The sequence below is a fragment of the Ralstonia sp. 25C genome (assembly GCF_051904805.1).
In the GTDB taxonomy this organism is placed as follows: Bacteria; Pseudomonadota; Gammaproteobacteria; order Burkholderiales; family Burkholderiaceae; genus Ralstonia.
In genome coordinates this window covers 302,941-327,206 of record NZ_CP196738.1, presented here as the reverse complement: position 1 = coordinate 327,206, position 24,266 = coordinate 302,941, and the positions used below count along the sequence as shown (strand labels likewise).

General features: G+C 64.7%; 22 protein-coding genes. 7 read left to right on the top strand and 15 right to left on the bottom strand.

Annotation, left to right across the window (positions count from 1 at the left end; translation table 11 throughout):
• Positions 1–8: 8 nt before the first annotated feature.
• The 3 genes from ACS7SF_RS19930 to ACS7SF_RS19920 form a co-directional block, all read right to left on the bottom strand.
• Complete coding sequence (locus ACS7SF_RS19930) at positions 9–2,150, bottom strand: ATP-dependent helicase (protein WP_439893870.1); 2,142 nt, start codon at positions 2,148–2,150, stop codon at positions 9–11.
• A gap of 146 nt (positions 2,151–2,296) precedes the next feature.
• A complete protein-coding gene (locus tag ACS7SF_RS19925) occupies positions 2,297–2,695 on the bottom strand; it encodes a 2-oxoglutarate dehydrogenase (RefSeq protein ID WP_439893869.1) in 399 nt (132 codons plus the stop codon).
• 11 nt (positions 2,696–2,706) lie between these two features.
• The gene (locus tag ACS7SF_RS19920; RefSeq protein WP_439893868.1) at positions 2,707–4,524 is read right to left on the bottom strand and encodes a S10 family serine carboxypeptidase-like protein; all 1,818 of its coding nucleotides are present in this window, start codon (positions 4,522–4,524) and stop codon (positions 2,707–2,709) included.
• A gap of 739 nt (positions 4,525–5,263) precedes the next feature.
• Between ACS7SF_RS19920 and ACS7SF_RS19915 the strand changes: the two genes are divergently transcribed.
• On the top strand, positions 5,264–5,395 hold the full coding sequence (locus ACS7SF_RS19915) for a hypothetical protein (RefSeq protein ID WP_439893867.1): 132 nt from the start codon (positions 5,264–5,266) through the stop codon (positions 5,393–5,395).
• A gap of 36 nt (positions 5,396–5,431) precedes the next feature.
• On the opposite strand, the gene ACS7SF_RS19910 is transcribed toward ACS7SF_RS19915, so the two are convergent.
• The 10 genes from ACS7SF_RS19910 to ACS7SF_RS19865 all read right to left on the bottom strand — a co-directional run bounded on the left by ACS7SF_RS19910 (position 5,432) and on the right by ACS7SF_RS19865 (position 15,211).
• Complete coding sequence (locus ACS7SF_RS19910; RefSeq protein WP_439893866.1) at positions 5,432–5,788, bottom strand: hypothetical protein; 357 nt, start codon at positions 5,786–5,788, stop codon at positions 5,432–5,434.
• Positions 5,789–5,933: 145 nt separating this feature from the next.
• Positions 5,934–6,266, bottom strand: a complete 333-nt coding sequence (locus ACS7SF_RS19905) for a YnfA family protein (RefSeq protein WP_439894433.1) — start codon at positions 6,264–6,266, stop codon at positions 5,934–5,936.
• Between the two features lie 57 nt (positions 6,267–6,323).
• Complete coding sequence (locus ACS7SF_RS19900; protein WP_439893865.1) at positions 6,324–7,250, bottom strand: carbohydrate kinase family protein; 927 nt, start codon at positions 7,248–7,250, stop codon at positions 6,324–6,326.
• A complete protein-coding gene (gene xylB / locus ACS7SF_RS19895) occupies positions 7,247–8,746 on the bottom strand; it encodes a xylulokinase (RefSeq protein WP_439893864.1) in 1,500 nt (499 codons plus the stop codon). Before xylB ends, ACS7SF_RS19900 begins: the two co-directional genes overlap by 4 nt.
• 70 nt (positions 8,747–8,816) lie before the next feature.
• Positions 8,817–10,226, bottom strand: a complete 1,410-nt coding sequence (dalD, locus tag ACS7SF_RS19890) for a D-arabinitol 4-dehydrogenase (protein ID WP_439893863.1) — start codon at positions 10,224–10,226, stop codon at positions 8,817–8,819.
• 18 nt (positions 10,227–10,244) lie between these two features.
• Complete coding sequence (locus ACS7SF_RS19885) at positions 10,245–11,345, bottom strand: ABC transporter ATP-binding protein (protein ID WP_439893862.1); 1,101 nt, start codon at positions 11,343–11,345, stop codon at positions 10,245–10,247.
• Positions 11,346–11,378: 33 nt separating this feature from the next.
• The gene (locus ACS7SF_RS19880; RefSeq protein ID WP_439894432.1) at positions 11,379–12,080 is read right to left on the bottom strand and encodes an HAD family hydrolase; all 702 of its coding nucleotides are present in this window, start codon (positions 12,078–12,080) and stop codon (positions 11,379–11,381) included.
• Between the two features lie 2 nt (positions 12,081–12,082).
• Complete coding sequence (locus ACS7SF_RS19875; protein WP_439893861.1) at positions 12,083–12,904, bottom strand: carbohydrate ABC transporter permease; 822 nt, start codon at positions 12,902–12,904, stop codon at positions 12,083–12,085.
• Positions 12,901–13,848, bottom strand: coding sequence for a carbohydrate ABC transporter permease (locus ACS7SF_RS19870; protein ID WP_439893860.1), 948 nt, complete (start codon positions 13,846–13,848; stop codon positions 12,901–12,903). Before ACS7SF_RS19870 ends, ACS7SF_RS19875 begins: the two co-directional genes overlap by 4 nt.
• A 28-nt stretch (positions 13,849–13,876) precedes the next feature.
• Complete coding sequence (locus ACS7SF_RS19865; protein ID WP_439894431.1) at positions 13,877–15,211, bottom strand: ABC transporter substrate-binding protein; 1,335 nt, start codon at positions 15,209–15,211, stop codon at positions 13,877–13,879.
• A 226-nt stretch (positions 15,212–15,437) separates the two neighbouring features.
• Between ACS7SF_RS19865 and ACS7SF_RS19860 the strand changes: the two genes are divergently transcribed.
• Complete coding sequence (locus ACS7SF_RS19860) at positions 15,438–16,391, top strand: sugar-binding transcriptional regulator (protein ID WP_439893859.1); 954 nt, start codon at positions 15,438–15,440, stop codon at positions 16,389–16,391.
• A 1-nt stretch (position 16,392) separates the two neighbouring features.
• On the opposite strand, the gene ACS7SF_RS19855 is transcribed toward ACS7SF_RS19860, so the two are convergent.
• Positions 16,393–17,403 (bottom strand): TraB/GumN family protein, encoded by a 1,011-nt coding sequence (locus ACS7SF_RS19855; RefSeq protein ID WP_439893858.1) that lies wholly within the window; start codon positions 17,401–17,403, stop codon positions 16,393–16,395.
• Positions 17,404–17,483: 80 nt separating this feature from the next.
• Positions 17,484–18,674, bottom strand: coding sequence for a hypothetical protein (locus tag ACS7SF_RS19850; protein WP_439893857.1), 1,191 nt, complete (start codon positions 18,672–18,674; stop codon positions 17,484–17,486).
• Between the two features lie 172 nt (positions 18,675–18,846).
• On the opposite strand from ACS7SF_RS19850, the gene ACS7SF_RS19845 reads away from it, so the two are divergent.
• From ACS7SF_RS19845 to ACS7SF_RS19825, 5 genes are all read left to right on the top strand, one after another.
• Entirely contained in the window at positions 18,847–19,248 is a 402-nt protein-coding gene (locus ACS7SF_RS19845) for a DUF2946 domain-containing protein (RefSeq protein WP_439893856.1), read from the top strand.
• Positions 19,249–19,332: 84 nt separating this feature from the next.
• Positions 19,333–21,654, top strand: a complete 2,322-nt coding sequence (locus tag ACS7SF_RS19840; RefSeq protein WP_439893855.1) for a TonB-dependent receptor — start codon at positions 19,333–19,335, stop codon at positions 21,652–21,654.
• Complete coding sequence (locus tag ACS7SF_RS19835; RefSeq protein WP_439893854.1) at positions 21,654–22,910, top strand: sialidase family protein; 1,257 nt, start codon at positions 21,654–21,656, stop codon at positions 22,908–22,910. Before ACS7SF_RS19840 ends, ACS7SF_RS19835 begins: the two co-directional genes overlap by 1 nt.
• The gene (locus tag ACS7SF_RS19830) at positions 22,907–23,413 is read left to right on the top strand and encodes a hypothetical protein (protein WP_439893853.1); all 507 of its coding nucleotides are present in this window, start codon (positions 22,907–22,909) and stop codon (positions 23,411–23,413) included. Before ACS7SF_RS19835 ends, ACS7SF_RS19830 begins: the two co-directional genes overlap by 4 nt.
• 71 nt (positions 23,414–23,484) lie before the next feature.
• Positions 23,485–24,186, top strand: coding sequence for a hypothetical protein (locus tag ACS7SF_RS19825; protein ID WP_439893852.1), 702 nt, complete (start codon positions 23,485–23,487; stop codon positions 24,184–24,186).
• Positions 24,187–24,266: the final 80 nt, after the last annotated feature.

The window sequence follows — 24,266 nt, the reverse complement described above, 5'->3', positions numbered from 1 at the left end:
TTCCGCCGTTACTTCTGCCAGTAGCCGCGCATCTTCTTGGTGAGGTCCACCTTGGCTGCGGCGCGCGCCTCCGCAGCCGGGTCTGCGCCGGGTTCTGGCTGCGGCCAGGCGCAGGCCTCGAACAGCGGCAGCAGCGCGGGCGGAATGAAGCGCGTGCGGGATGCATAGATGTGCCGGTCGCCATTGGGTGTCTGCTGCGTGACGTAGAAGCGCTGCGGCACAAGGATGTCGAGGTGCTCACGCGCACGCGTCATCGCCACGTAGAGCAGGCGGCGCTCCTCTTCCAGCTCTTCGTGCGAGCCAGCGCCCAGGTCGGCCGGCATGCAGCCATCCACGGCGTTGAGCACGTACACGGCCTTCCACTCCTGGCCTTTCGATGAGTGGATGGTCGAGAGGATCAGGTAGTCCTCATCGCGGTACGGGGCGCCGGATTCGTCGCTGGTCAACTCCGGCGGGTCGAGCGTCATCTCGGTAAGAAAGCGTTCGCGCGTGGCGTAGGTGGACGCCATGCGGGCGAGTTGGTCCAGATCGCCCTGGCGCACGGCGGCATCGTCGTGCAGCCGTTCCATGTGGGGCGTGTACCACGCGCCCACGGCTTCGAGTTCGCTGGCCCATTCCAGGCTGTCCTTCGGTGTGCGCAGGGTCTGCATCAGCGTGATCAGCGTGGCCCAGTCACCGGCCAGGCGGGCGGGGGCCTCGTAGGCGAGCAATGCGGCAATCGGGTCCACCGCTTCGGCCATGGCGTCGAGCACGCGTGCGGCCGTGGCGGGGCCCGCGCCGGGCAACAACTGGATCACGCGAAACCCAGCGATGCGATTGCGCGGATTCTCCGCCCAGCGCAACACCGAGAGCACATCCTTCACATGCGCGGCTTCCAGAAACTTCAGGCCGCCGTATTTCACGAATGGGATGTTGCGGCGCGTGAGTTCGATCTCCAGCGGCGCGCTGTGGCTCGCCGTGCGGAACAGCACGGCCTGCGATTTCAACGCCAGCCCACCTTCACGCTGATGCAGCACCTGTTCGGCCACGCAGCGCGCCTGCTCGGCTTCGTCGCGCACCGAGATCAAACGCGGGCGATGCGTCGACGCGCGATCCGTCCACAGCGTCTTGGCAAAACGCTCGGTGGCAAAGCGCATCACGCCGTTGGAGGCATCGAGGATGGGCTGCGTCGAGCGGTAATTACGCTCCAGCAGCACCGTGTGTGCCGCCCGCGAGAAGTGCCGCGGAAAGTCGAGGATGTTGCGCACCGTCGCCGCACGAAACGCATAGATCGACTGCGCATCGTCGCCCACCACCGTCACGCCGCGGCCATCGGGGCGCAGCGCACGCAGGATGGACGACTGCAGCCGGTTCGTGTCCTGGTATTCATCGACGAGGATGTGGTCGAAGCGCGCGCCGATCTCGGCGGCCAGTTCGGCGTCGGACACCATGGCGTGCCAGTAGAGCAGCAGGTCGTCGTAGTCGAGCACGTGCTGGGCCTGCTTGGCTTCGACATACGCGTCGAACAGCGTGCGCAGCTGTGCTTCCCACATCGCGCACCAGGGAAAGTGGTGCTTGAGCACGGCATTCAGCGGGCTCTCGGCGTTGATCGCGCGTGAGTAGATGGCCAGGCAGGTTTGCTTGAGCGGGAAGCGGCGTTCCTTGGTCGACAGGTTCAGTTCGTGGCGCACGACGTTGAGCAAATCCGCCGAGTCGCTGCGGTCGTGGATGGTGAAATCGGGCGCCAGGCCGACACGCTCGGCGTATTCGCGCAGCAGGCGTGCGCCGATGCCGTGGAAGGTGCCGGCCCACGGCAGGGTGGTCTGGTACGACGTGCCGGCGGCATTCAGTGCGTTGTTTGTGCGTTCGCCTTGCATGGCGCGGGCGAGCAGATGACCGGCTCGGTTGGACAGCTCGCTCGCTGCGCGGCGGGAGAACGTCAGCAGCAGGATGCGCTGCGGGTCGGCCCCATTGGCGACGAGATGCGCAACGCGCCAACCCAGCGTGTGCGTCTTGCCCGACCCGGCGCCGGCCAGTACGAGCAGCGGGCCGGTTGCCGCCGCATCCGCCCCGGAAATGCCGAACTCGACCGCGCGGCGCTGCTGGTCGTTCAGTTGGGCCAAGTACGCCGGAGCGCTGGCGGAGTCAGGAATAAGTGAAGCGGAAAGCACGGCGGGGCATCACAGAAAATAACTGTATGAATATACAGCACTGTGTTGCCTGCCCGGGGAGTTCGATGGGGTAATGCCACACCCAGACAACAGGTGTGGCATCACCGGTTTGCCGCACGCTCAGACCCGTGCTGCGTCAGACGCACTTAGTGGCGCTGCTGCACATAGCGCTGCACATCGTCCAGCGTGACCTGGCCGGAGTGTGCCGCGTCGATCTGGTCGAAGTGCTTGGCCACGTAGCCGAGGCCGCTGGCCTGGGCCTGCGCTTTGGTGATCGCGCCGCCGGCACCGAGCGTTGCGTTGGCGCTCAGCCGTTTGGTTAAGCGTTGCTGCGCTTCCTGTTGCAGTTGCACGCCGGTGGTGGGCGCAACGGGCAGAGGCCGGTTGGTGGGGAAGAACGGGCCATCCACGCCATGGCCGCCCTTGGGTAACGTGATAGGCGCGACGGATTGGGTGGTGGGCGCCGCGTGGGCCTGACCGATCACCAACCCCACAAGCAGGGCCGGCAGCACGCGCCGCAGGATATTGAGAGGGGACATGATCATCGCTCCTTCCATCAAAGTTTAGGCGCCGAGCTTGCGGCGGCGGTCAGCGTTGGCGTGTCAGCGGGGTTCTCGTCGGCCCATGGCGCGGGCAGCTTCGCCAGCGTCAGCGCGGACGGAATGGACTGGCCCTTGAAATACGCCACCAGATCGCGCTTCATCTGCGGGCGGGCCACGTCATCCAGGTAGATCATGTGTCCGCCCTGGTAGAAGGTGACCTGCAGGTTCGGGTTCAGGCCCTGCACGGTCTGCAGACGCGCCAGTTGCTTCTCGGTGTTGAAGAACGGCGTGGCGAGATCGTGGTAGCCGTTGGACGCCAGCACCTTCAACTGCGGGTTCATCTGGATCGCGGCCAGCAGGTCAGGCAGGGTGTCCGGCAGCGGCTGACCGTCGTGCGAGAAATCCCAGTTGCTGATGATGTTGTCGTTCAGCGGCGCGTAGGTCGCATTGGGCGCCGTATAGCCCAGGTAGTTCGGCATCTGCGTCTGCAACGCGGTGGTGAAAGGCTGCGAGATCAGAATGTCCGACGGGTCCGAATCGGTCGCCAGGCGGGAATCCGAATTCGGCAGCGAGACACGACCGTCGTACCGCCCGATCGTTGTGCTGGGCAACAGCGACGTGTTGAACGGATTCTTGTTGAAGTAGCCCTGCAAGGCCTGCAGCGTCAGGCTTGAGGGCGCTTCCCACGACGCCAGGGTGGACCTGGATGGGAACTTTGGCGTGCCGAGCGCGTTGGGCGAACCGAGTTGGCTGAGCGCCCAGGATTGCGCGTACGTCTTGAGCTGGCTGTACTTGTTCGTGACGAACTGCTCAGATTGCAGCGCATACGCAGCCTGGTTGGGCTGGGCCGGCGAGACTTGGTTGAAATACGACGCCACCGCCGCATACCCCGGGAAGTAGCCCGCCACCGTGTCGGTTGCAAGCTTGAGCCCGGCGGTGGAGTTCTCAATCGCGGTGGCTTCTACCGCATCCGCAAAGTAATTGAGGATGGATGACTGCAGCACGATGCCGGTGAGGTGCACGCCCGCCGTTTCTAGCGCCAGCGCCAGCATGTCGGTGCGCGGCGTGCCGTAGGACTCGCCGTACAGATAGATTGGCGAGTTGCTGCGGCCGTTGACGGTCAGATAGCGCTGGATGAAATCGCGCATGACGTTGACGTCGACGTCGCTGCCCCAGAACGAGCTGTTGGTGTTCGGCGCAATCGCTTCGGACAGGCCCGTTCCCGGCGGATCGATGAACACCATGTCCGTGGAGTCGATTAGGCTCTCGGCGTTGTCGACGAGCGAATAGTTGGGCCAGTTGGTCAGCAGCGGGTCGGGCGTTGCGACACGCGTGGGCGCGAACGACCCCAGGCGCAGCCAGATCGATGACGAACCCGGCCCACCGTTATAGAAGAAGGTGACGGGGCGCGCCTGCCCGTTGCTGCTGGGCACGGTGTACGCGACATACGACATCGTCGCCTCGGGGTTGCCGTTGGCATCGGATGCCGTCAGGTGGCCGGTCGTGGTGGTGTAGTTCACCGGGGTGGCGCCGGCCGTCCATTGGTAATGCATGACCGCCGCCTTTTCCGACACCTGCGACAGCGCCAGGCTATCCCCCGCGTTGGACGAATACGCGACCGGGTCGACGTAAGGCTGGTTGGTCTGTGCGGATTTTGCGCTCACGTCAGCGGTGGGGCTCGCGCTGGCCGTGGATGCCACGGAGCCGCCGTCATCGCCCCCGCATGCCGAGACGAGTGATATCCCGACAAGCAACGCGCCGACGCCAACAAGCCGTCCTAACGCAGGAGAGCGGCCACGGTGATTGCCACCGAAACTACGGTTTGGTTTCATTTGCATCCCTGTGTTTGATGAGATACGAACAAAAAAGCCGCTTGGCGGGGAAGCCATCAGAAAATAGGCAAAAAATGCACGCGTGAATGCATCGGCGAAATCCATGGGATTTCACGCCGTCCATCAAAGCGTGCGGAAAAGAATTGCCGGAAGTCTTCTAAATGAGATCGACGCGTTAGCGGTGGGGCTTTGCGCAAACTTGGGTATTTGAGAAAGGGGTGCCCAAGCTGCGCAGAAAGGCGCTAAGGCAAAGCATGACCGCCAGAGGGTGGCGGCTTGGAGATCGTCGGATCGACCGTGGGCTTCAAATCGCTATTGGTGATGCATCCCGGTAATGCGTTCGTTCTATCTCTATCGCATTCTTGCAAGCTTGCAGACAACATGCTGTCTCCCGGATCAGGATCGTTGTCGGGCCATGGACGGCTTGACTGTGGCCGATTTGCGCACCTTTTGGGTGGTCGGCTAGAGAGTCGCCATCAGGTCGGCGTCAAAAAGAGTGGTTGAATCATAGAAGCAAAATGCGCACTGTCAATGGAGTGCCACTTCGAATTTCTGCCTTTGTAATTTTGATGCGAAACCGATGTTTACGGAAAATTACACGGAAAATTTTCCATGCGAATCCGAGTGATAACGATATGGTGTTTCGCAGATATGCCATCCAAAAGCGATTTGCATGATGTTTTTATTATCGCGATAGATGGATTATTGCAATCTCTATTGAGCGGGATTGAACGCACGAATGCCCGATATTGGTGCGCGGCGTGTTTGCTTGTGCAGCGTACGACTGGAGTACGGTATGACGGAAAGCCGGGGCAGGTGGCTCGTCACCGGCATCGACAGCGGCGTGGCGCCGGTCGATGCCGTGATGTGAGGGGGGCGCTATTGCCTGCGTGCGGGTAGGGCGCTATCAGATGCCGTCGCGCAGCGTCTTCGCGAAGTCTTGCGGCGAGGTGCGTTGATTGACAGCGTTGACCAGATCGGCCACGAACCACGGCAGGATGAGCTTCGTGCCCGGATCGCTTACGCCGATGCTCAGCGTCTTGTGCGAGGACAGTTCGGCTTCCGGTGCCTGCTGGGGCGATTGTTGGGTTGACCGTTGGGCTGGCTGTTGGATCGACGGTTGTGCGGATTGGCTGCGCGCCAGCATGGCCTGGAGTTCCTGATCGGAATACGTAGCCGACGCTGTCGTCAGCGCGGACGCGGTCATGGCCGCGGACATCAAGGCCGATGCCACGACGAAGTGTTTGAGAGTTGCGGCAGCCATGTCAGGCCTCCATCGACAGAAAAAGATTGAAAGGGTGGCGACCGGTTGCAGTGCGGTCACAGGCTGCAATGATCCACCATCGGATCGTTGCGCAGGCTTAGGGTTCCGTTTCGCTCAGAAAAGCGTAAACACCGTGCGCGATCGATCAATTTGCCTGGGGCTGCAATGCGATGACGGCCATCCCCACCAAGGCGATGGCGGCGCCGCCGATGTCCCAGCGCGTGAGCGTGATGCCATCCACCAGCCGCAGCCAGACCAAGGCGACGGCAATGTACATGCCGCCGTAAGCCGCATAGGTGCGGCCAGCGGCAGTCGGGTGCAACGTCAGCAGCCACGCAAACAACGCCAGCGAGGCCGCTGCCGGAAGCAACAACCAGCCGGATTTACCCTGCCGCAGCACCAGCCACGGTAGGTAGCAGCCGACGATTTCCGCCACGGCGGTGACGGCAAAGAGCAAGGCGATACGAAGGAAGTCCAACATACGGTGCGCAAGCGGTCAAAAGCGAGGCGCCGATTGTGGCACGACCGCCTGCCGTCAAGCGATGACGTTCGTTAGCGCAACGAGCGCTTCCACCTCAGCCCGCGTGCCAGCATACGCGCCAGGGTGCGAGGCCGTCAGCGCAGCGGCAGCGGCCGCCTGACGCAGATGCGTTTGGGCGGGGGCATTGGGTGCTTGCAGCAGGCTGGCCAGCCAGCCGCCCATGGCCGCATCGCCGCAACCGACCGTGTCGACCACGGGCACCAGGAACGCGGGTTGTGCGATGCGACGATCGCCGTGCAGCCATTGCATACCGGCCGCCCCGAGTGTGAGCAGAATTTCGGCTTGCGGGGCGTGTGCGCGCAACGTCGTGAGCGGATCGGTGTCATCCGGAAACAGATGGCGCAGGTCTTCATCCGACACCTTGATGACGGATGCGATGGCCGCCATGCGCCGGAACAGCGGTGTGTAGTGAGGCGCCTCCATCGCTACGCGCCAGTTCGGGTCGAAGGTGATGCGGGTGCCTTGTATCGCCAGCGCTTCGGCCAGTGCGACCAACCGGCTGGCAAGCGGCTCACGTGCCAGGCTGATGCAGCCGAAGTGGGCGATCTCCACGGTGGTTTGCCAACCTTCGGGCAGCGCCCGTGCGTCGAAATGCAGGTCGGCACTGTCATCGCCGACAAAGAAGTAATGCGGCGGCTGCGTGGACGTCACCATCGCCAGCAATGGGGAACGGTCCACACGCTGCAAGAAACGCAAGTCCAGCCCGGCTGCCTGTGAATCGGCGAAGAGCGCATCGCCGAAGACGTCGTTGCTGATCGCGCCCGCATAGCCCGTGGGCGCACCCAGTCGCGCCGCCACGCGCGCCACGTTCCAGCATGCGCCACCCGGCCGGGCGAGCCACTGGCCGTTGCCCTGGTGCAGGAAGTCGGTCAGCGCCTCACCAAAGACGACGAGGCGAGGCAGGGGCAACGGAGTGGTCATGCGGGCAGGGGCAGATCAGCAGATAGGGTGGACGGTGCCGTGGACAAAGGCGACGCGCGCCGGTACAGCGCGCGGAACATCGACAGCCGTTCGGCAAGGCGTGCGTGGCGGGCGGCATCAGGCCGGTACGTGGCCAGCACGGGCGGCTTGGCGCAGACGGTGGCTTCAACGCCGCCATCGGCCATCCAACCCAGGCGTGCTGCGCCGAGCGCGCCGCCGGCTTCGCTGCCGACGTGCGTGGTCAATTCCGTGTTGAGCACGTCGGCCAGCAATTGCGCCCAGAACGGGCTGCGCGAGCCACCGCCCACAAACGACAGCGACGCCACCTGCGTGCCTGCCGCGAGCAGTGCATCCAGCCCGTCGGCCATGCCGAAGGCTACGCCTTCGATGACGGCATAGCCGAGTGCCGCGCGGTCATTGGCGTGCGAGAGGTTATGGAAGTGGCCGTGCGCCAGCGGATCGTTGTGCGGCGTGCGCTCGCCGGAAAGATAGGGCAGGAAGATCGGTGCCGATTCACGCGCGGATTCTGGCAGCGCGGCAATCTCGTCGAGCAGCGTGGCTTCAGGCACGCTCGTCAGCCGGCAGAACCAGCGCAGGCAGCTCGCGGCGGAGAGCATCACGCTCATCTGATGCCAGCGCTCCGGCAGCGCGTGGCAGAACGCATGCACGGCCTGTGCAGGGTTGGGGCGGAACCGGTCACTGACCACGAAGATCACGCCCGAGGTGCCCAGCGACAGGAAACCATCGCCCGGCTGCGTCGCGCCAATCCCCACGGCGCTGGCAGCGCCATCGCCACCGCCGCCGGCCACGATGACGGTACGCGCCAATCCCCACGCATCGGCCACGTCGGGCAGCAGCGTGCCGCTGGCGGCGCTGCCTTCCACGAGGCGCGGCATGTGCCGGCGCGACAGCCCCGTCGCGGCGAGCAGTTCGTCAGACCACGCGCGCTGCGCCACGTCCAGCCACAGCGTGCCGCCAGCATCCGATGGGTCGGACGCACGCTCGCCGGTCAGGCGCAGGCGCAGGGTGTCCTTGGGCAGCAGCACGCAATCGATGGCGTTGAATACATCGGGCTCATGGCGCGCGCTCCACAGCAGTTTCGGCGCGGTGAATCCGGGCATGGCCAGGTTGCCGGCGATGGCGTGCAAGTTGGGCACACGGCGTGTCAGCTCGATGCATTCGGCGGTGCTACGGGTGTCGTTCCACAGCATGGCGGGGCGCAGCACGCGGTTGCGCGCATCGAGCAGCACCGCGCCGTGCATCTGGCCCGACAGGCCGATGGCGCGTGTCGCGGCAAAGGCCTTGGGCGTCGCGTCGCGCAGTTTGGCGACGGCCGCACATGTGGCCTGCCACCAGTCATCGGGAGACTGCTCCGCCCAGCCCGGGTGCGGCCGCGACACGGATAGCGGCTGGCCTGCTGTGCCGACGATGGCGCCCGCTGCGTCCAGCAGCAGCACTTTGACTTCCGAGGTGCCGAGATCGATACCGAGGTACATGGGGGCCGCCGGGGTGAGTTGCGCTCAAGCCGGGATTGTCGCGCGAATCAAAGCGAGGTCATACGGTGGGTCAATCCGCTGTGGTGGCGTGCTCGATGGCAAGCCAGGCCCGTACGCGCTCGACGGCGTTGCGAACGAGGCCCGTGAGCGCTTCAGTGCCGGCCAAGCTGCCCCACAAGGCGGCGTTCTGGCAGTACACGGCGATTGAGTCTTCCGCATCAAGCATGGCCCGTGCGGCGGCGGGATCGAACTGCCCATCCTGATAGGCATACGGCAACGTGCCCGCCCTCCAGCGTTCCAGAAACACGAAGAACAGCGCCGGCAGCATCGCCGTGGCAAGCGGCACATGGCCGCGCGCGAACGACTCCACCAACGTGGGCGTGATGAAGCCGGGGATCTTCGAAAAGCCGTCGGCCGCCACACGCTGGTTGGTGTCGCCGATGTACGGATTGGCGAAGCGGTCGAGCACGGTGTCGCGGTAGGCTGCCAAGTCAAGCGGACTCGGAGAGAGGCACGGCATGACGTCATCCGTTACGTAGTCCCGCGCCATGCGGTAGATGGACGGCACGGCGATGCTCTCGTCGATCGTGTGCAACCCCAGCAGCGTGCCGGCCCAGGCGATGCAGCTATGGCTGGCGTTGAGCACGCGGATCTTCGCCTCCTCATACGGCAGCACCGAGGTGACGAACTCCACGCCCACGCGTTCCAGTACGGGGCGGCCGGCGCGGAAGTCGTCTTCTACCACCCATTGCGCAAAGGTCTCGGCCATCACGGGGCAGCGATCTTGCCAGCCCGTCTGTGCGGTGACGCGCTCGCGCAGGGTGTCGGTCGGGCGCGGGGTGATGCGGTCGACCATGGTGTTGGGCGTGCTGGCGTGTGCGTCGAGCCATGCGACGAGGTCCGCATCACCGCGCAGCGTGAGGAACTGGCGCAGGCCGCTGCGGAAGCGCTCGCCGTTGTGGCGCAGGTTGTCGCAGTTGAGCAGCGTGACGGGTGCACCGCCGCGCTGCACGCGCAAACGCAGCAGGCGGGCCAGCGCGCCGTAGAGCGTGCCGGTACCGCCGCGCAGGTCGGCGGCAATGTCGGGCTGCGTGGTGTCGAGCTGATGTTGTTGGTCGAGGTAGTAGCCGCCTTCTGTGACCGTGAAGGAGATCACTCGCGTCTCGGGCGCGGCCCCGATTTCGCACACGGCAGCGAGTTCGGCATCCCATGGGACCACGGTGTCGATGGACGTGATGCGCTCATAAGCACGATGGCCGGCGGTGTCGACAGTTTCCAGCGTGTAGGCACCGTGCTGGGCAGCGAGGTCATGCAGCAGCGCAGCCGCATCGTCGCGAATGTTGGCCAGCGCCAATTGCCACTGCGGCCAAGACGTGTCGGCAGCCTCGCGCAGGCGGTGCAGATACCACGCCTGGTGCGCGCGATGGAACGAGCCGGCGCCCAGGTGCAGCCAGGTAGAAGAAGCGTTGGCGAAAGGCATAGGAATAGCGGTGGGGCGTCAGGCGGCCAGTTGGGCTTGCAGGCGCGGCAGCGCGCGACCCTCGGCGTCGAACAGGTGGCAGTGGCTGGCATCCGCAGCCAGTGTGATGGCGCTGCCGTGGGCGAGCTTGGTCGATTCCGGCACGCGCAGCACGAGGCCGTCCGCCGCTGCATCGCAATCGGCATGCAGGTATGCCACATCGCCCAGGGATTCGATATGCGTGACCGTCGCCCGCAGCGCGCCGGCCGCATCCAGATGCAGATGCTCGGGGCGAATGCCGAGCGTGACGGCATCGCCAGCACGCAGTTCGCCCGGCGATACGGCTACGCGCTGCTGCCCGCCCGCGAGCGCGACGTCCACGCCCGACGCATCGGCACGTGCGACGGTGCCGCGCAGAAAGTTCATCTTGGGCGAGCCGATGAAGCCCGCCACAAATTGGCTGGCCGGGTGGTGATACAGCGCCTGCGGTGAGCCGACCTGCTCGATGCGGCCATCGCGCAGCACGACAATCTTGTCGGCCAGCGTCATCGCTTCCACCTGATCGTGCGTGACGTAGATCATGGTGGTTTTGAGCGCGTCGTGCAGGCGCGCGAACTCCAAGCGCATCTTCACGCGCAGCGCGGCATCGAGGTTGGAGAGCGGCTCGTCGAACAGGAAGACCTTCGGCTCGCGCGTGATGGCGCGGCCGATGGCGACGCGCTGGCGTTGGCCCCCCGAGAGCTGGCGCGGCTTGCGGTCGAGCAGGGCATCAATGTGCAGCACCTCGGCGGCGCGGCGCACAGCGGTGTCGATGGCTTCACGCTTCATGCCCGCGAGCTTCAGGCCGAAGGCCATGTTGTCGTACACGCTCATGTGCGGATACAGCGCGTACGACTGGAACACCATCGCAATGCCGCGCTTGGCCGGCACTACATCGTTCACACGCGTGTCGCCGATCAGCAGGTCACCGGCGTCAATGCTTTCCAGGCCTGCAATCGTGCGCAGCAGCGTGGATTTGCCGCAGCCCGAGGGGCCGACAAACACGACGAATTCGCCATCGGCAATGTCGAGGTTGATGTCGTGCAGGACGGTGTTTTGCTCGTAGCGTTTCTGTAGGTTGCGCAGGGTTAGGCTGGCCATGAGGTGTCTCCTTAGGCGTATGCGGTATGCGGATCAGGCGGGCGTGGCAAGCGTCGACGTCAGCGCGTCGGCCAGGGCCCGCATATCGGTGAAGACGTGGCGTGCGCCGGCAGCCAGCAGGCGCTGTGTGGCAACGGCCGGTACATGCGCGACGCCGGCAAAGCCGAAGACGGTCAGGCCGGCCGCTCGGGCGGCGCGCACGCCGGTGTCGCTGTCTTCAATGACCAGGCATTGCGCCGGGCTGGCACCCAGGCCCGCACAGGCGGCGAGGTAAACATCAGGTGCCGGCTTGGGCCGCGGTGTTTCGTAGGCGCTATAGATGTGCGGACCAAACACGTCGAGCAGACCGGCGCGGCGCAGGCTCGCTTCAATGCGCGGGCGGCTGCTGTTGCTGGCAACGGCCTTCGGCTGCGGCAGGGTGGAGAGCAGTTTGGCGATGCCTGGCACCGGCTGCGATTGCGTAGCGCAGTCGTGCTCGACATCGGCCAATACGCTAGCCAACTCCGCATCGGACAGGGTGAAGCCGATGCTGCTCTGCAGTTCACTCAACAGCGCCATTGTGTTCATGCCGAGGCGCGGTTCCAGCATCTCTTCAAGCGCGGCCGGCGACAGATGCGGCACGTGCGGCCCGAGCGTGCGGATCAGCGCGCGCAGCGCCACCGATTCGCTATCGATCAGCACGCCGTCGCAATCGCAGATCAGGTAGGCCGGGGCGCGTTCGTTGGTCTGCATCATCGTCACTTCACGGCTCCGAACGTCAGGCCGCGTACAAGCTGCCGTTGCGCCAGCCAACCCAACACGAGGATCGGTGCAATCGCCAGCACGGAGGCGGCGGAGAGCTTCGCCCAGAACAACCCCTCCGGATTCGAATACGACGCAATGAACACAGTGAGCGGCGCGGCATCGATGCTGGTCAGGTTCAGGCTCCAGAACGCCTCGTTCCACGACAGGATCAGCAGGAGCAGCGCGGTGGAGGCGAGCCCCGGCAGCATCGTCGGCAGCAGTACGTAGACGAGTTCCTGCCAGAGGTTGGCGCCGTCCATGCGCGCGGCTTCCAGAATTTCGCGCGGCACGTCGTTGCAGTAGGTGAAGACCATCCACACGGCAATCGGCAGGTTGGCGAGCGTGTAGACGATCACCAGCGCGGTGACGGAATCCAGCAGCCCAGCCGTCTTCGCCAGCAGATACACCGGCAGCAGCACACCCACGGCCGGCATCATCTTGGTCGATAGCATCCACAGCAGCACCTGCTGTGTGCGCTTGTTCGGGAAGAACGCCATCGCATACCCAGCCGGAATGGCAATCGCCAGCGCCAACAGCGTGGAGGTGACCGACACCGCCAGCGAATTGCCGAGGAAGCTCGGGTAGTGCGCGCGCTCCAGCACCTCGCGGAAGCTGTCGAGCGTGGGCGTGAACCACAGCGTTGGGGAGTAGGCGTCCTGCTCGGTCTTGAACGCAGTCAACGCCGCCCACGCGATGGGGAAGAACAGCGCCAGGGCAATCGCCCAAGCCAACACACCGGCAAGCCGGGTGCGCCAAGTTGAAGTCAGTGTGCTCATTGCTCGTGCACTCCCTTCAAATTGCGGGCCAGCATGCGGACGAGGAAGAACGCCACGACGTTGGCCAGCACCACGGCCACGATGCCGCCGGCCGAAGCAATGCCGATATCGAACTGCTGCAGGCCAAGGCTGTAGACGAAGTAGGCGAGGTTGGTGGTGGACGTGCCGGGGCCGCCTGCGGTGGTCGTATGGATCTCGGCAAAGATGGAGAGCAGGAAGATGGTCTCGATCATCACCACCACGGCAATCGCGCGCTTCAGGTGTGGCAGCACGATGTGCCAGAAGATACGCACGGGGCTCGCGCCGTCGAGCTGCGCGGCTTCCTTCTGCTCCGGGTCCAGCGATTGCAGGGCGGTGAGCAGAATCAAGAAGGCAAACGGTGTCCACTGCCACGCAACGATGATGATGACGGAGAGCATCGGATGCGCCGCGAGCCAATCCACCGGTTCCGCGCCGAACAAGCGCGCCACCCATGCGGCCAGGCCGTACACGGGGTGCAGCATCATGTTCTTCCAGATGAGCGCCGCCACCGTCGGCATGACAAAGAACGGGCTGATGACGAGAATGCGTGCCACACCGCGCCCCGCAAACGGCTGGTCAAACAGCACCGCCAGCAGCGTGCCCGCCACCACGCTGATGACGAGCACCGAGCCGATCAGCACCAGCGTGTTGCCGATGGCCGGCCAGAAGGCCGGGTCTTCGATCAGGAAGCGGTAGTTGTCGAGCCCGGCCAAGCCGGTCTGATCGGGGTTCAGCAGGTTGTAGCGGCTGACCGAGAAATACAGCGTCATCGCCAGCGGCACGATCATCCACAGCAGCAGCACCAGCACCGATGGCGAGACCAACAGCGTCGGCAGCCAGCGCCGCGTGCGCTGCGTCGGCACTGACACTGGGGACGGCGTGCCACCCACGCCATTCACGTGCGACTCCAATACGTGTTCCATGAAACCTCCGGGCGCAGCCGCTGCTGCATTACTTCAGGTAACCGCCTTGGCGCATCGCGCGCTGTGCCTGCGATTGCGAAACGCGCAGCGCATCGTCCACGGTCGTCTTGCCGGTGAGCGCGCCGGCAATGGCCTGGCCCACCACCGTGCCCAGCGACTGGAACTCCGGAATGGTCACGAACTGCACGCCGGTGTACGGCACCTTCTGCGCAGATGGATCGTTCGGGTTGGCCGTCTCGATGGCGTGTCGCACGAAGCTTGAGAACGGCGCGGCCTTCTGATAAGCCGGATCGTCATACGTCGATGCCCGCGTGCCGGGCGGCACCTCGCCCCAGCCTTGGGCCTTGGCAACCGCACGGATGTATTCCTTGGACGTTGCCCACGCGGCGAACGTCTTGGCCGCCTCCGGCGATTTCGACGACTTCGGCACCGCCAGCGCCCAGATCCACAGCCAGTGCGAGCCCTTGGGTGTGGCAGCAATCGGCGCGTTGGCAAAGCCCACCTTGTCGGCCACCTTCGAATCCTTCGCGCTGCTGACCATGCCGGCCGCGACGGTGGCGTCGATCCACATGCCGCACTTGCCGCCCGAGAACAGCACGAGGTTTTCGTTGAAGCCGTTGCTACTGGCGCCCGGCGGGCCGTATTTCTTCAGCAGGTCGACATAGGTGCCCACCGCCTGCTTCCACTGCGGCGTGTCGATGGTCGGTTGCCATTTCTCGTCGAACCAGCGGCCGCCGAACGTGTTGACCATGGTCAACACCAAGGCGATGTTCTCGCCCCAGCCCGCGCGCCCGCGCAGGCAGATGCCATAAACGCCCTTGGCCGGGTCGTGCAGCTTGGCGGCAAAGTTGGCGATGTCGTCATATGTCGGCTGCTCGGGCATCTTCAGGCCGGCGACACTGAAGAGGTCGCGCCGGTAGTACGTCATCGAGCTCTCGGCATAGAACGGCACGGCGTACAGCTTGCCGTTTTGCGACAGGCCATCGCGCACGGTGGGCAGCAGGTCGGCCGCGTCGTAGCTGGCGGGCATGTCCAGCGGCGCCAGCCAGCCTTTCTTGGCCCACAGCGGCGCTTCATAGCCGCCAATCGTCATCAGATCGAACTGGCCGCTGCCGGTGGCAATGTCGGTCGTCACGCGCTGGCGCAGCACGCCTTCTTCCAGCGTCACCCAGCGCAGCTTGATGTCGGGATGGGCTTGCTCGAACTGGCTCGACAGTTTCTGCAGCACGATCATGTCGGGGTTGTTGATCGTGGCGATCGTGAGCGTGGTGGGCGCGGCGTGCGCCGTGGCAGCGGAGAGGGCAGAGAAAGCGGGGAGGGCCGCGAAAACAGTCAGCTTGAGTAGATGGGATGGGCGGGCCATCCCGCGCAAAAGCGTGCGGAACATGCAGTCGTCTCCTTTTTGGAATGTGACGATGCGGGCGCATCGTCTGGACTTGCTTCGGGATGTGAGCAATTGTCCGTTTTGTGAGCAAATAATCGGATGCGGCCTCGTGCTTGTCAAGCAAATGCTCGTTGAGAGGGCAAAAGCACATAAAAACGCGCTAGGATGCGATCTCATATCGCCGAGGTTCTAGAGGAGACGCTGCGTGTCCAAGCAGCAAGAGAAACGAGATCAGGCCGCCCGTGCCGCGTGGCTGTACTACGTGGGCAACCACACGCAGCACGACATCGCCGAGCAGTTGGGCGTGTCGCGCCAGATCGCCCAACGGCTGGTTGCCTATGCGGTGGAGCACGGGTTGGTGAAGGTGCGTGTGACGCACCCAGTGTCAGCGTGTCTGGAGTTAGCGGAAAGCCTACGCAGTCGCTTCCGGCTGGAGACCTGCCACGTGGTGCCGGCCGCCGCAGACGATGCGGAAACCGCCCAGCGCATGATTGCCGTGGCCGGCGCGGAAACGATGGAGCGCTACCTGCTGGCGGATGCGCCGCGGGTGGTGAATGTGGGCTCGGGCCGCACGCTGCGCGCTGCCATCGACCAGCTGCCCGATCTCGATCGGCCGCAGCACCGCATCGTGTCGATGGTCGGGGCGATTGCGGCGGATGGTTCATCCAACCGCTACGACGTCGCGCTGGCTGCCGCCGAGAAAACCCGCAGCCGTTACTACCTGCTGCCCGCACCGCTGGTGGCCGACAGCGCGGAAGACACGCGCCAGTGGTGTCAGCACCGCCTCTATGGCGTGGTGGCGGATCTGGCTGCGCAGGCGGATGTGACCTTCATCGGCGTCGGCACGATCGAGCCGGGGTGCGCGTTGCAGGTCGATGGCTTTATCACTGCGCAAGACGTGGACGATCTGGTCGCGCACGGTGCCGCCGGCGAACTGATTGGCCGGCCGATCGATGCCCAAGGCCGTCTACTGGATTTGCCGCTGCAGACGCGTATCACCAGCCTTCCGCTCAAGCCAATGCCAGCGCGCCCAGTGATCGCCCTGGCCGGTGGCATCGCCAAGGCGGGTGCCATTGCCGCAGCTCTGCGCGGTGGCTGGCTGACCGGTCTGGTGACCGACGAAGCCTGCGCGCAGCAGATCCTGCAAGCCACAGGCTGAGTTAGCGCCCAGACGCCGGCGGCAACACCGGCGTCACCGTAAACCCGCGCGCCGCCAGCAGGGCCGGAATGCCCTTGGGCCCGATCATATGCAGCGCGCCCACGGCGCCGAATACGCGTTGCCCACTGTCATGCACGCGCGCAATGTTTTCCGCCATGGCGCGGTTGCGGTTGGTGACCAGCCGCTGGAAGGCACGCTTGTCGGATGGCGTTTTGAGGCAATCGCACCATTGCTGATAGTGCTCCAGCGTATCGAGGTCGCTCTCGGCCCAGGCGTTGGCGAGCGTCAAGGTCTGCGTGCGCGCTTCGCCCGATTCGATGGCGTCGAGTACCGTGTCGAACTGCTGCGCCATTTCGTTTTTCGGCACGATTTCGTTCAGCACGCGCATCTGCTCGCTCAGGGTTTCCAGCGGCACGATCGGCACCTTTGCGTCCTTGGCGTAAATGGTGAGGGCCAGGTCGATGCCGAAATCGGGGTAGAGCCCATCGGTGCGCACGCCCAGCACGGCCAGTGAGGCGAGTTGCAGGGTCGGCTGGAACTTGCGGATCTGCGCCAGCACCGGTTCGGGCAAGCATGACGTAGCAAGCAGCTTATTGAAGCGTTGGCCACGGCGACCAGCTAGCAGGCGGCGCTCGTCGTTGGTGCTGCCGGCTTCGAGCACTTTGCGGCTGTCGCCCTTGTCGAGCAGGTCGAGTTCGAGCGCGATGGCGTCGCTGTGTTTGAGCGCATCGCGCAGGATGGGGCCAGGCAGCATCCAATCGGCCCGGGCGACGTGGATGGTGCCGTAGAGCCACGAGGTGTGGCCGTCTTTCTCGATGCGCCAGAGCAGGCCGTGGTCGGTCGCGCGTTGCGCGGCGGCGGCCCAGCCGTCCTTGGGGTAGAAGCTGGTGGCCGGCGGTGGGCAGTTGTCCGCCGTCGAGGTGGGCGCATCTTGCGCCATCGCGGTGCCGATGCCCGCCAGCAGGCCAACCGCGGCCGCCAGCGCGCGCCATGTGGTGCGACTCCGTGCCATCACGTAGCTCCCCGTTTCTTATGTTTGATGTGCGAAGTGTAGTCGTCGACAACTAGGGCGCAATCGACGGCGTCACCTTGCTACTGGCTCAGACGCGGTGGTACGGCATGCGCGCCCCGCGTTTCGCGGAACCACAGCGCCAGGCTTTCGTCTTCCAGCGCATAGGCGCCGCGCGATTCCTTCCAGATCAGGTTCTTGTCGCGCAGCGCGTCGAGTGCGGCCTGCACCGTGGCGGTGGAAAAATCGCTGTGACCGAGGCGTGCGGCATACGCCTTCATCGACTCTTCCGAGAACGGTGAATAGCCGCCCCCGTGTTCACCACGCTCGATCAACACCGCCAGCACGGCGCGCTGGATCTCGGTCAGTGCGCTGTAGTCGCTTTCGATTTCGCCCCAGATGCGGTCTCGGATGCCTTGCGCGCCGCGCTTGAGCAGCTCGCCCAGGCTGGCAGCCTCGCCCAGTTCCAGCGCGATCTCGCTGACGATGCCCTTGAGCATTTCCGGCCGGTGCCCGACCAGCTGAAAGGCAGCGAACATATCGTCTTCCTTGAACTGGTTGTTGGGCGCCAGATGCTGGTTGACCCACGCCGTGTACGCCGACACATACGGCCGCCCCAGCAGCGGAAAGTTGGTCACCCGCGAGCCGAAGAACGGCTGCGTGCGGTTGAGCAGCAGGTTGGCAAGCTTGTCGCGGTTCGACCCCGTGAAGACGAGGAAGAGCCGAGGCTCCGCCGCCCCTTGATTCATCTGATCGCGCGCCGCCTTGAGCGCGAACATGGCGTTGGTGCCGGCTTCGGTCGATAGCGCGTGCTGCGCCTCGTCGATGATCAGCACGACAGGCCGCTGGACTGCCTTGTAGAGCACATCCAGCGCATCGGCCAGCGTGATGCCCTCGGGCAGCCCGATCTTGCCGAGGTTGAAGGTGAAGGTCCGTAGCACGTCCACCTTTTCCATGCCGGCCTGTTTGGCGAGCTTGGCGATCGGCCCGTCGAACTGGGCGAGCTTCGATTTGATGGCATCGGCGATGAGCAGGCCGGGGTCGCGGGCGCGGTCGGCCCATAGATCCACGTAGATGGCGATCCACTTGCGGCGCTCCACCTCGGGCACCAGGTCTTCACGCAGGAACGTACTTTTGCCGGTGCGTCGGGGTGCCGCCAGAAACAGGCCGGAGCGCGCGTCGGCCAGGCCCTTGCCCTCCAGGCTGTCGCACAGCGTATTGGCGAGGTCCTGGCGGTGGAAGTTGAAGCGGCCGGTGTCGGTATCGGAATCCATGGCAGTCTCGTTTTAGACTCGATTATGGAAGTCGGTATAAATTATAGTCGATTCAATAATTAGGGCTAATTCGGCTCGGCTACCAGAAAATCGCGCTTTGCGCGACAGCTTGCCGCAGGCAAAACGTGGACTCTTGTGCAGCGCTATACTCGCGCAATTCTTCCATCGCCCCATGCTCCATCGCCGCTGGCTCTTCCTCGTCTGGCTCGCGATCGTACTGAACGTACTGTCGCCGGTGCTCGCTTCTGCGCGTGCAGCGCAGGTGGGCATGCTCGACGTCGAGCTGTGCAGCGCCACCGCGCCGCATGGGAGCACTGTGCAGATCGCCGTCGACCTGCAAGGCGATGGTGCTGCCGACGATTCGGCCGCCCACCACAGCGTGGCGCACTGCCTGTACTGCCCCGGGTTTGCGGCCGGGTTTGCGCTGGCATCTCTGCCGGCGCTGGATGTTCCGACCGCGCATTTCGTCTATCGCGTGCGGCAGCCGGCCAGCCCGGCGCCGGTGTATGCGCGCAGTGCACTGCGCGTGGCCGAGAGTCGCGCGCCACCTACTTCTCCGTTGTTGTCGATCTGACGCGCCTGCGGGAGTGAGTCTCGCGGCGCCTTTGCGTCTGGCTCCTGTAGTGGCCGGCGCCATCGCAATCCGGAGATCTTTCCAATGTCCTCGCCCAAGCGCGCCGTGGCTGCCATGCCAAGGCGCACGCTGGTGTGCCGTGCTGCGCTCGCGCTAAGTGCGGCGGCACCGTTGTCTGCCTTTGCCGCTGACGATGCCGGCAATGTGCCCACCGCGCCCATCACCCAAGAACTCACGCCCACCGTGGTGCGCGCCAGTGCCACGCTCACGCCGTTCGCCCGCAACACGCCGGCAGTCGTGCAGACCGTCACGGCCGACCAACTGGCCGACCGCAACGTCGTCACCACCGAAGACGCCGTCAAATACCAGACCAACGTGATGGTGCGCCGCCGCTTCATTGGCGACCGCAATTCCATCTTCGCGGGCCGCGATTTCAACGAGATCCAAAGCGCGCGCGGCCTGCTGTACGCCGACGGCATCCTGCTCTCGAACCTGCTCGGTTCCAGCTACGGCTACCCGCCGCGCTGGTCGATGGTCGGGCCGGATGATCTGGCGCGCGTCGATATCCTGTACGGACCGTTCTCGGCGCTGCTGCCGGGCAATTCGATGGGCACGACGATCTCGATGACGTTGCGCAAGCCCGAGACCTTCGAGGCCGCCGCGCAGACGCAGGTGATGAGTCAGCACTACAGCGATGCGTATGGTTTCTCGCGCAACGTCACCGGCAACCGCGAGAGCGCATCGTTGGGCGACCGCATCGGCAAGTTTTGGTATGCGCTGTCGGTGGATCGGTTAGAGAACGATAGTCAGCCGATGCAATACGCCACGCCCAACTCCAGGTTCACGGCCGGTGGCACGCCGGTGCCCGTCACGGGCGCGGTGCAGGACACGGGCCCCAACGGCCAGCCACGCGTGATTCTCGGGCCGCAGATGCTCGAGCGCACGCAGCAGTTGCAAGAAACGCTGCGATTCGGCTACGTCTTCAGCGACAGCCTGGAAGCCTCGCTCACGCTTGGCCACTGGGAGAACCACTTCAACGATCAGGCGATCAGCTTCCTGCGTGATGCGGCAGGCAATGTCGTGACGGGCGGGAACGTGCTGATCAACGGCACGCCGTACACGATTGCACAGAACGCGTTTGCCCCGCAAAACGGCGATCAGGAAAACTGGCTCTACGGCCTGGGCGTGAAGGGCAAGATTGGCGGCTGGAAGATCGACACCAATGCCTCGGCCTACAACGTCACGCGCGACATCCTGCGTGCCTCCAGCACGGCGGCGGGTAGCGGCCCCGGTACGGTTTTCTACGGAGACGGCACGGGCTGGTCCAACTTCGACATCAAGGCGACGTCGCCCACGGTGGTGGGCCACACGTTCACGACCGGTTACCACTACGACCAGTACCACCTGCGCAACCAGACCTTCAACGCGACCAACTGGTCGACGGAATCGCTTTCTACGTTGAAGTCCAGCTACCAGGGCGATACACAAACGCAGGCTGTCTTCCTGCAGGACGCGTGGGCCTTTGCGCCGCGCTGGCTGGCCACGCTGGGCCTGCGCTATGAAAACTGGCGCGCCTACAACGGCCAATTGGGTAACGGCAGCAATACGCTCGGCTATGCCAGCCGCACCGAAGACGCGTTCTCACCCAAGGCGGCTATTCAATGGCAGGCCACGCAAGACACGCTGCTGCGCCTGTCGTACGGCCGGGCGGTGCGCTTCCCGACGGTGGCGGAGCTGTTCCAGGGCACGATCAGCGGCAACACCATCGTCAACAACGACCCGAACCTCAAGCCCGAGCGCGCGAACGACTTCGACTTCACCGTCGAGCAGACCGTGCCGTACGGCGTCCTGCGCACGAGCCTCTTCCAGAGCGACGTGCGCGACAGCATCTACACGCAGACCAACATCCTGGTCACGCCCAACGTGACGAACGTGCAGAACGTCGACCGTGTGCGCACGCGCGGCATCGAGCTGGCGTATTCCGGGCAGGACGTGTTGCAGGGCGCGGGTGTGCGCGGTGTGGATGTCGAGGCCAACGTCGCCTTCACACAATCGAAGACGCTGGCCGACGCCGCCAACCCGACCTACGTCAACAAGACCTGGCCGCGCATGCCCCGCGTGCGCGCCAACCTGTTTGCCAGCTGGCACGCCACGCAGGACTGGACGGTGGGCGCGGGCGTGCGCTATTCCGGGCGGCAATACGGCACGCTCGACAACATCGACGTGCTGCCCAACGTCTACGGTGGCACCAGCAGCTTCTTCACCGTGGATCTCAAAGCCAGCTACCGCATCGACAAGCATTTCACGCTGGCGCTGGGCATCGACAACCTGACGGATCGGAGGTACTTCGTGTACCACCCGTATCCGTCGCGCACCTTCTATGGGCAACTGAAATGGCGTCTGTAATGCACCCGATTTCTCGATTCGTTGTGGGTGCGTTGCTGGCCCTGGCGGTAACGGCCGGGCTCGCACACGAAGGTCATGACCACGGCGCGATGGCAGGCAAGGCCGCTGCAGCCAAACCGCAACTTGCCACGACGGCCGCGTTCGACAAGGCGGGGCGCTTGTGGGTGACGTGGGCAGAAGGGCAGCACGTGGTGGTCGCCTCGTCCGATGACCTCGGCAAGACGCTCTCCAAGCCGCAGCGCGTGAACCCGCAACCCGAGCCGATCTATACCGACGGCGAGAATCGCCCGAAGGTGATCGTCAGCCACGATGGCGCGCTGTACATCAGCTGGTCGCGCCCGCTCGATGCGCCGTACACGGGGTTCGTGCGCTTCTCGCGCTCGCTCGACGGCGGTAAGACATGGAGCGCGCCGGTGACCGTCCACCACGACCGTCAGCCGATCACGCACCGCTTCGATTCGATTGCTGTGGACAGCGCCGGCCGCATCTTCGTCACCTGGATCGACAAGCGTGACCTGCTGCGCGCGCAGGCGGCTAAGCAGCCGTATGACGGCGCGGCGGTGTACTACACCGTGTCGACCGATCGTGGCGCCACCTTCGCACCGGAGCGCAAGGTCATCGACCAGACCTGCGAGTGCTGCCGCATTGCGCTCGCGCCCGACGCCGATGGCCACATGCTCGCGCTATGGCGCAACGTGTTTGCCGGGCAGATTCGTGATCACGCATTGGTGACTTTGCCGATCGATAACGCGCCGCTCACCGTCACGCGCGCGACGTTCTCGGAGTGGCGTGTCGATGCGTGCCCGCACCACGGCCCCGCGCTGGCGGTGACGGCCGACGGTGTGCGGCACATGGCGTGGTTCTCGGTGCTGCAGGACAAGCCCGGCCTGTTCTACAGCCGGCTCTCGGCCGATGGCAAACCGATCGGCGGGGCATGGGCGTTTGCTGGTTCGGCACAAGCCGGTGCACAGGCATCGCACCCGGCGCTGCTGGCGGCCGACGGCGCGCTGTGGCTCGCGTGGAAGCAGTTTGCAGACGACCGCATGCAGATCCTGCTGCGCAAATCGACCGACGGCGGTGCGCACTGGGCGGCGCCCCTTAGCCTGGCGAGCACAGAGGGCGGCAACGACCATCCGCAACTGCTCGCGCGCGATGGCCATGTCTACCTGTCGTGGCGCACGCAGGTTGAGGGCTATCGACTGATTGATGTGGGCAATGTCAGTCCGTCCAATCCATCATTGGAGGCATCGCAATGAACATTCGATGGAAATCGTTGGCGGTGGGTGTGGCGCTGTCCGTCGCTGCATTCGCTGCGCAGGCGGCTGGTGCGCTGCAATTCCAGCCGCTGCGCGCGCGCGATGTGCCCGCGCTGCTGCAGACGCCGCATGCACGCCCGCTCATCGTCGAAATCTGGTCGCTGGAATGCAGCTACTGCCGCGAGAACATCGCGCGCATTGCGCAATGGCGGCGCTCTGCCAAGCAGAACGTGGATGTGGTGATGGTGTCGATGGACAGCCCGGACCAGGCCGACATGCTGAACCGCGCGTTGGCGCCGTTGGCCCGCGACAGCAAGATCGGCCTCGCACGTGTGCCGCAATACGCCAACGCCGAAGACATGCCGGAGCGCCTACGCGCCGCGCTTGACCCCGGCTGGCAGGGCGAAATGCCGCGCACGATCATCCTGCGCCCCGATGGCAAGCGGCATGCGTCCAGCGGTCTGCTAACGCCGCAGGCCCTGGATGCCGCGCTCGCATACTAAGTTCTCTTAACCTAGCCGCACGAGGACTCTGGAATAATCGCCGCCCCAAATCTAACAACAGGGGAAGTGAAATGAGCGTTCTCAACAAGGTCGAAGGCGGCTATCTGCAGTTGATGCGGATTTTGGTGCTGGCTCTGGCCACGATGGTTCTGGTGGGCGTGGTGTTGCTGGTGGTGAACGCCGTGAGCGATTACAACGCCAAGCCTAAGGCGGTGTCCGAGGCCATCAACATCAAGGCGTCCGCATTCAAGCTGGACGACGAGCAGTCGAGCGCAGGCGACCAAGCCGGCAAGCCGTCCGCCGGCGCGGACAAGCATGAAGCCGCACTCGCAGCGGTCATCAGCAAGCACGGCAAGGCACTGCTGGGTGCGTCGTTCCAGTTCGATCGGGCGGAAGTGCGTGAACTCGTGACCAACGCATTGGACAATCCCGAGCAGGGCGACGCGTTCCTGAACGCGCAAACGGCGTATCTGGACCAGGTGCTCAGCCGCGCTGACGTGGCCAAGCAAGCCGGTACGGTCGAATCGTTCTACACGGTGGTCAACAAGGTGTTCTCGGATTACCAGCTGGCGTACGCGGAAGAGCAGGCGCGCATTTCCAGCGAAAAGGACGCCGCCAAGATGGACGCCGACGGCAAGCGTTCGGGCGTCTATATCTCGCTGTACATGATTGCCGCGCTGTTCTCGGCCTTCATCATGCTGGTGATGCTGATCGTGCAGATCCGCATTGAGCGCAGCATCCGCGTGATGTCCGAAGCCAACGCTCGCGCCTAAGCTGCAAGCGTGTTTCAGCCGCGATTTTTGCGAAATGGAAATGTGGGGTGTGTGTGCACCCCCCATCGTTGGGGTATGGC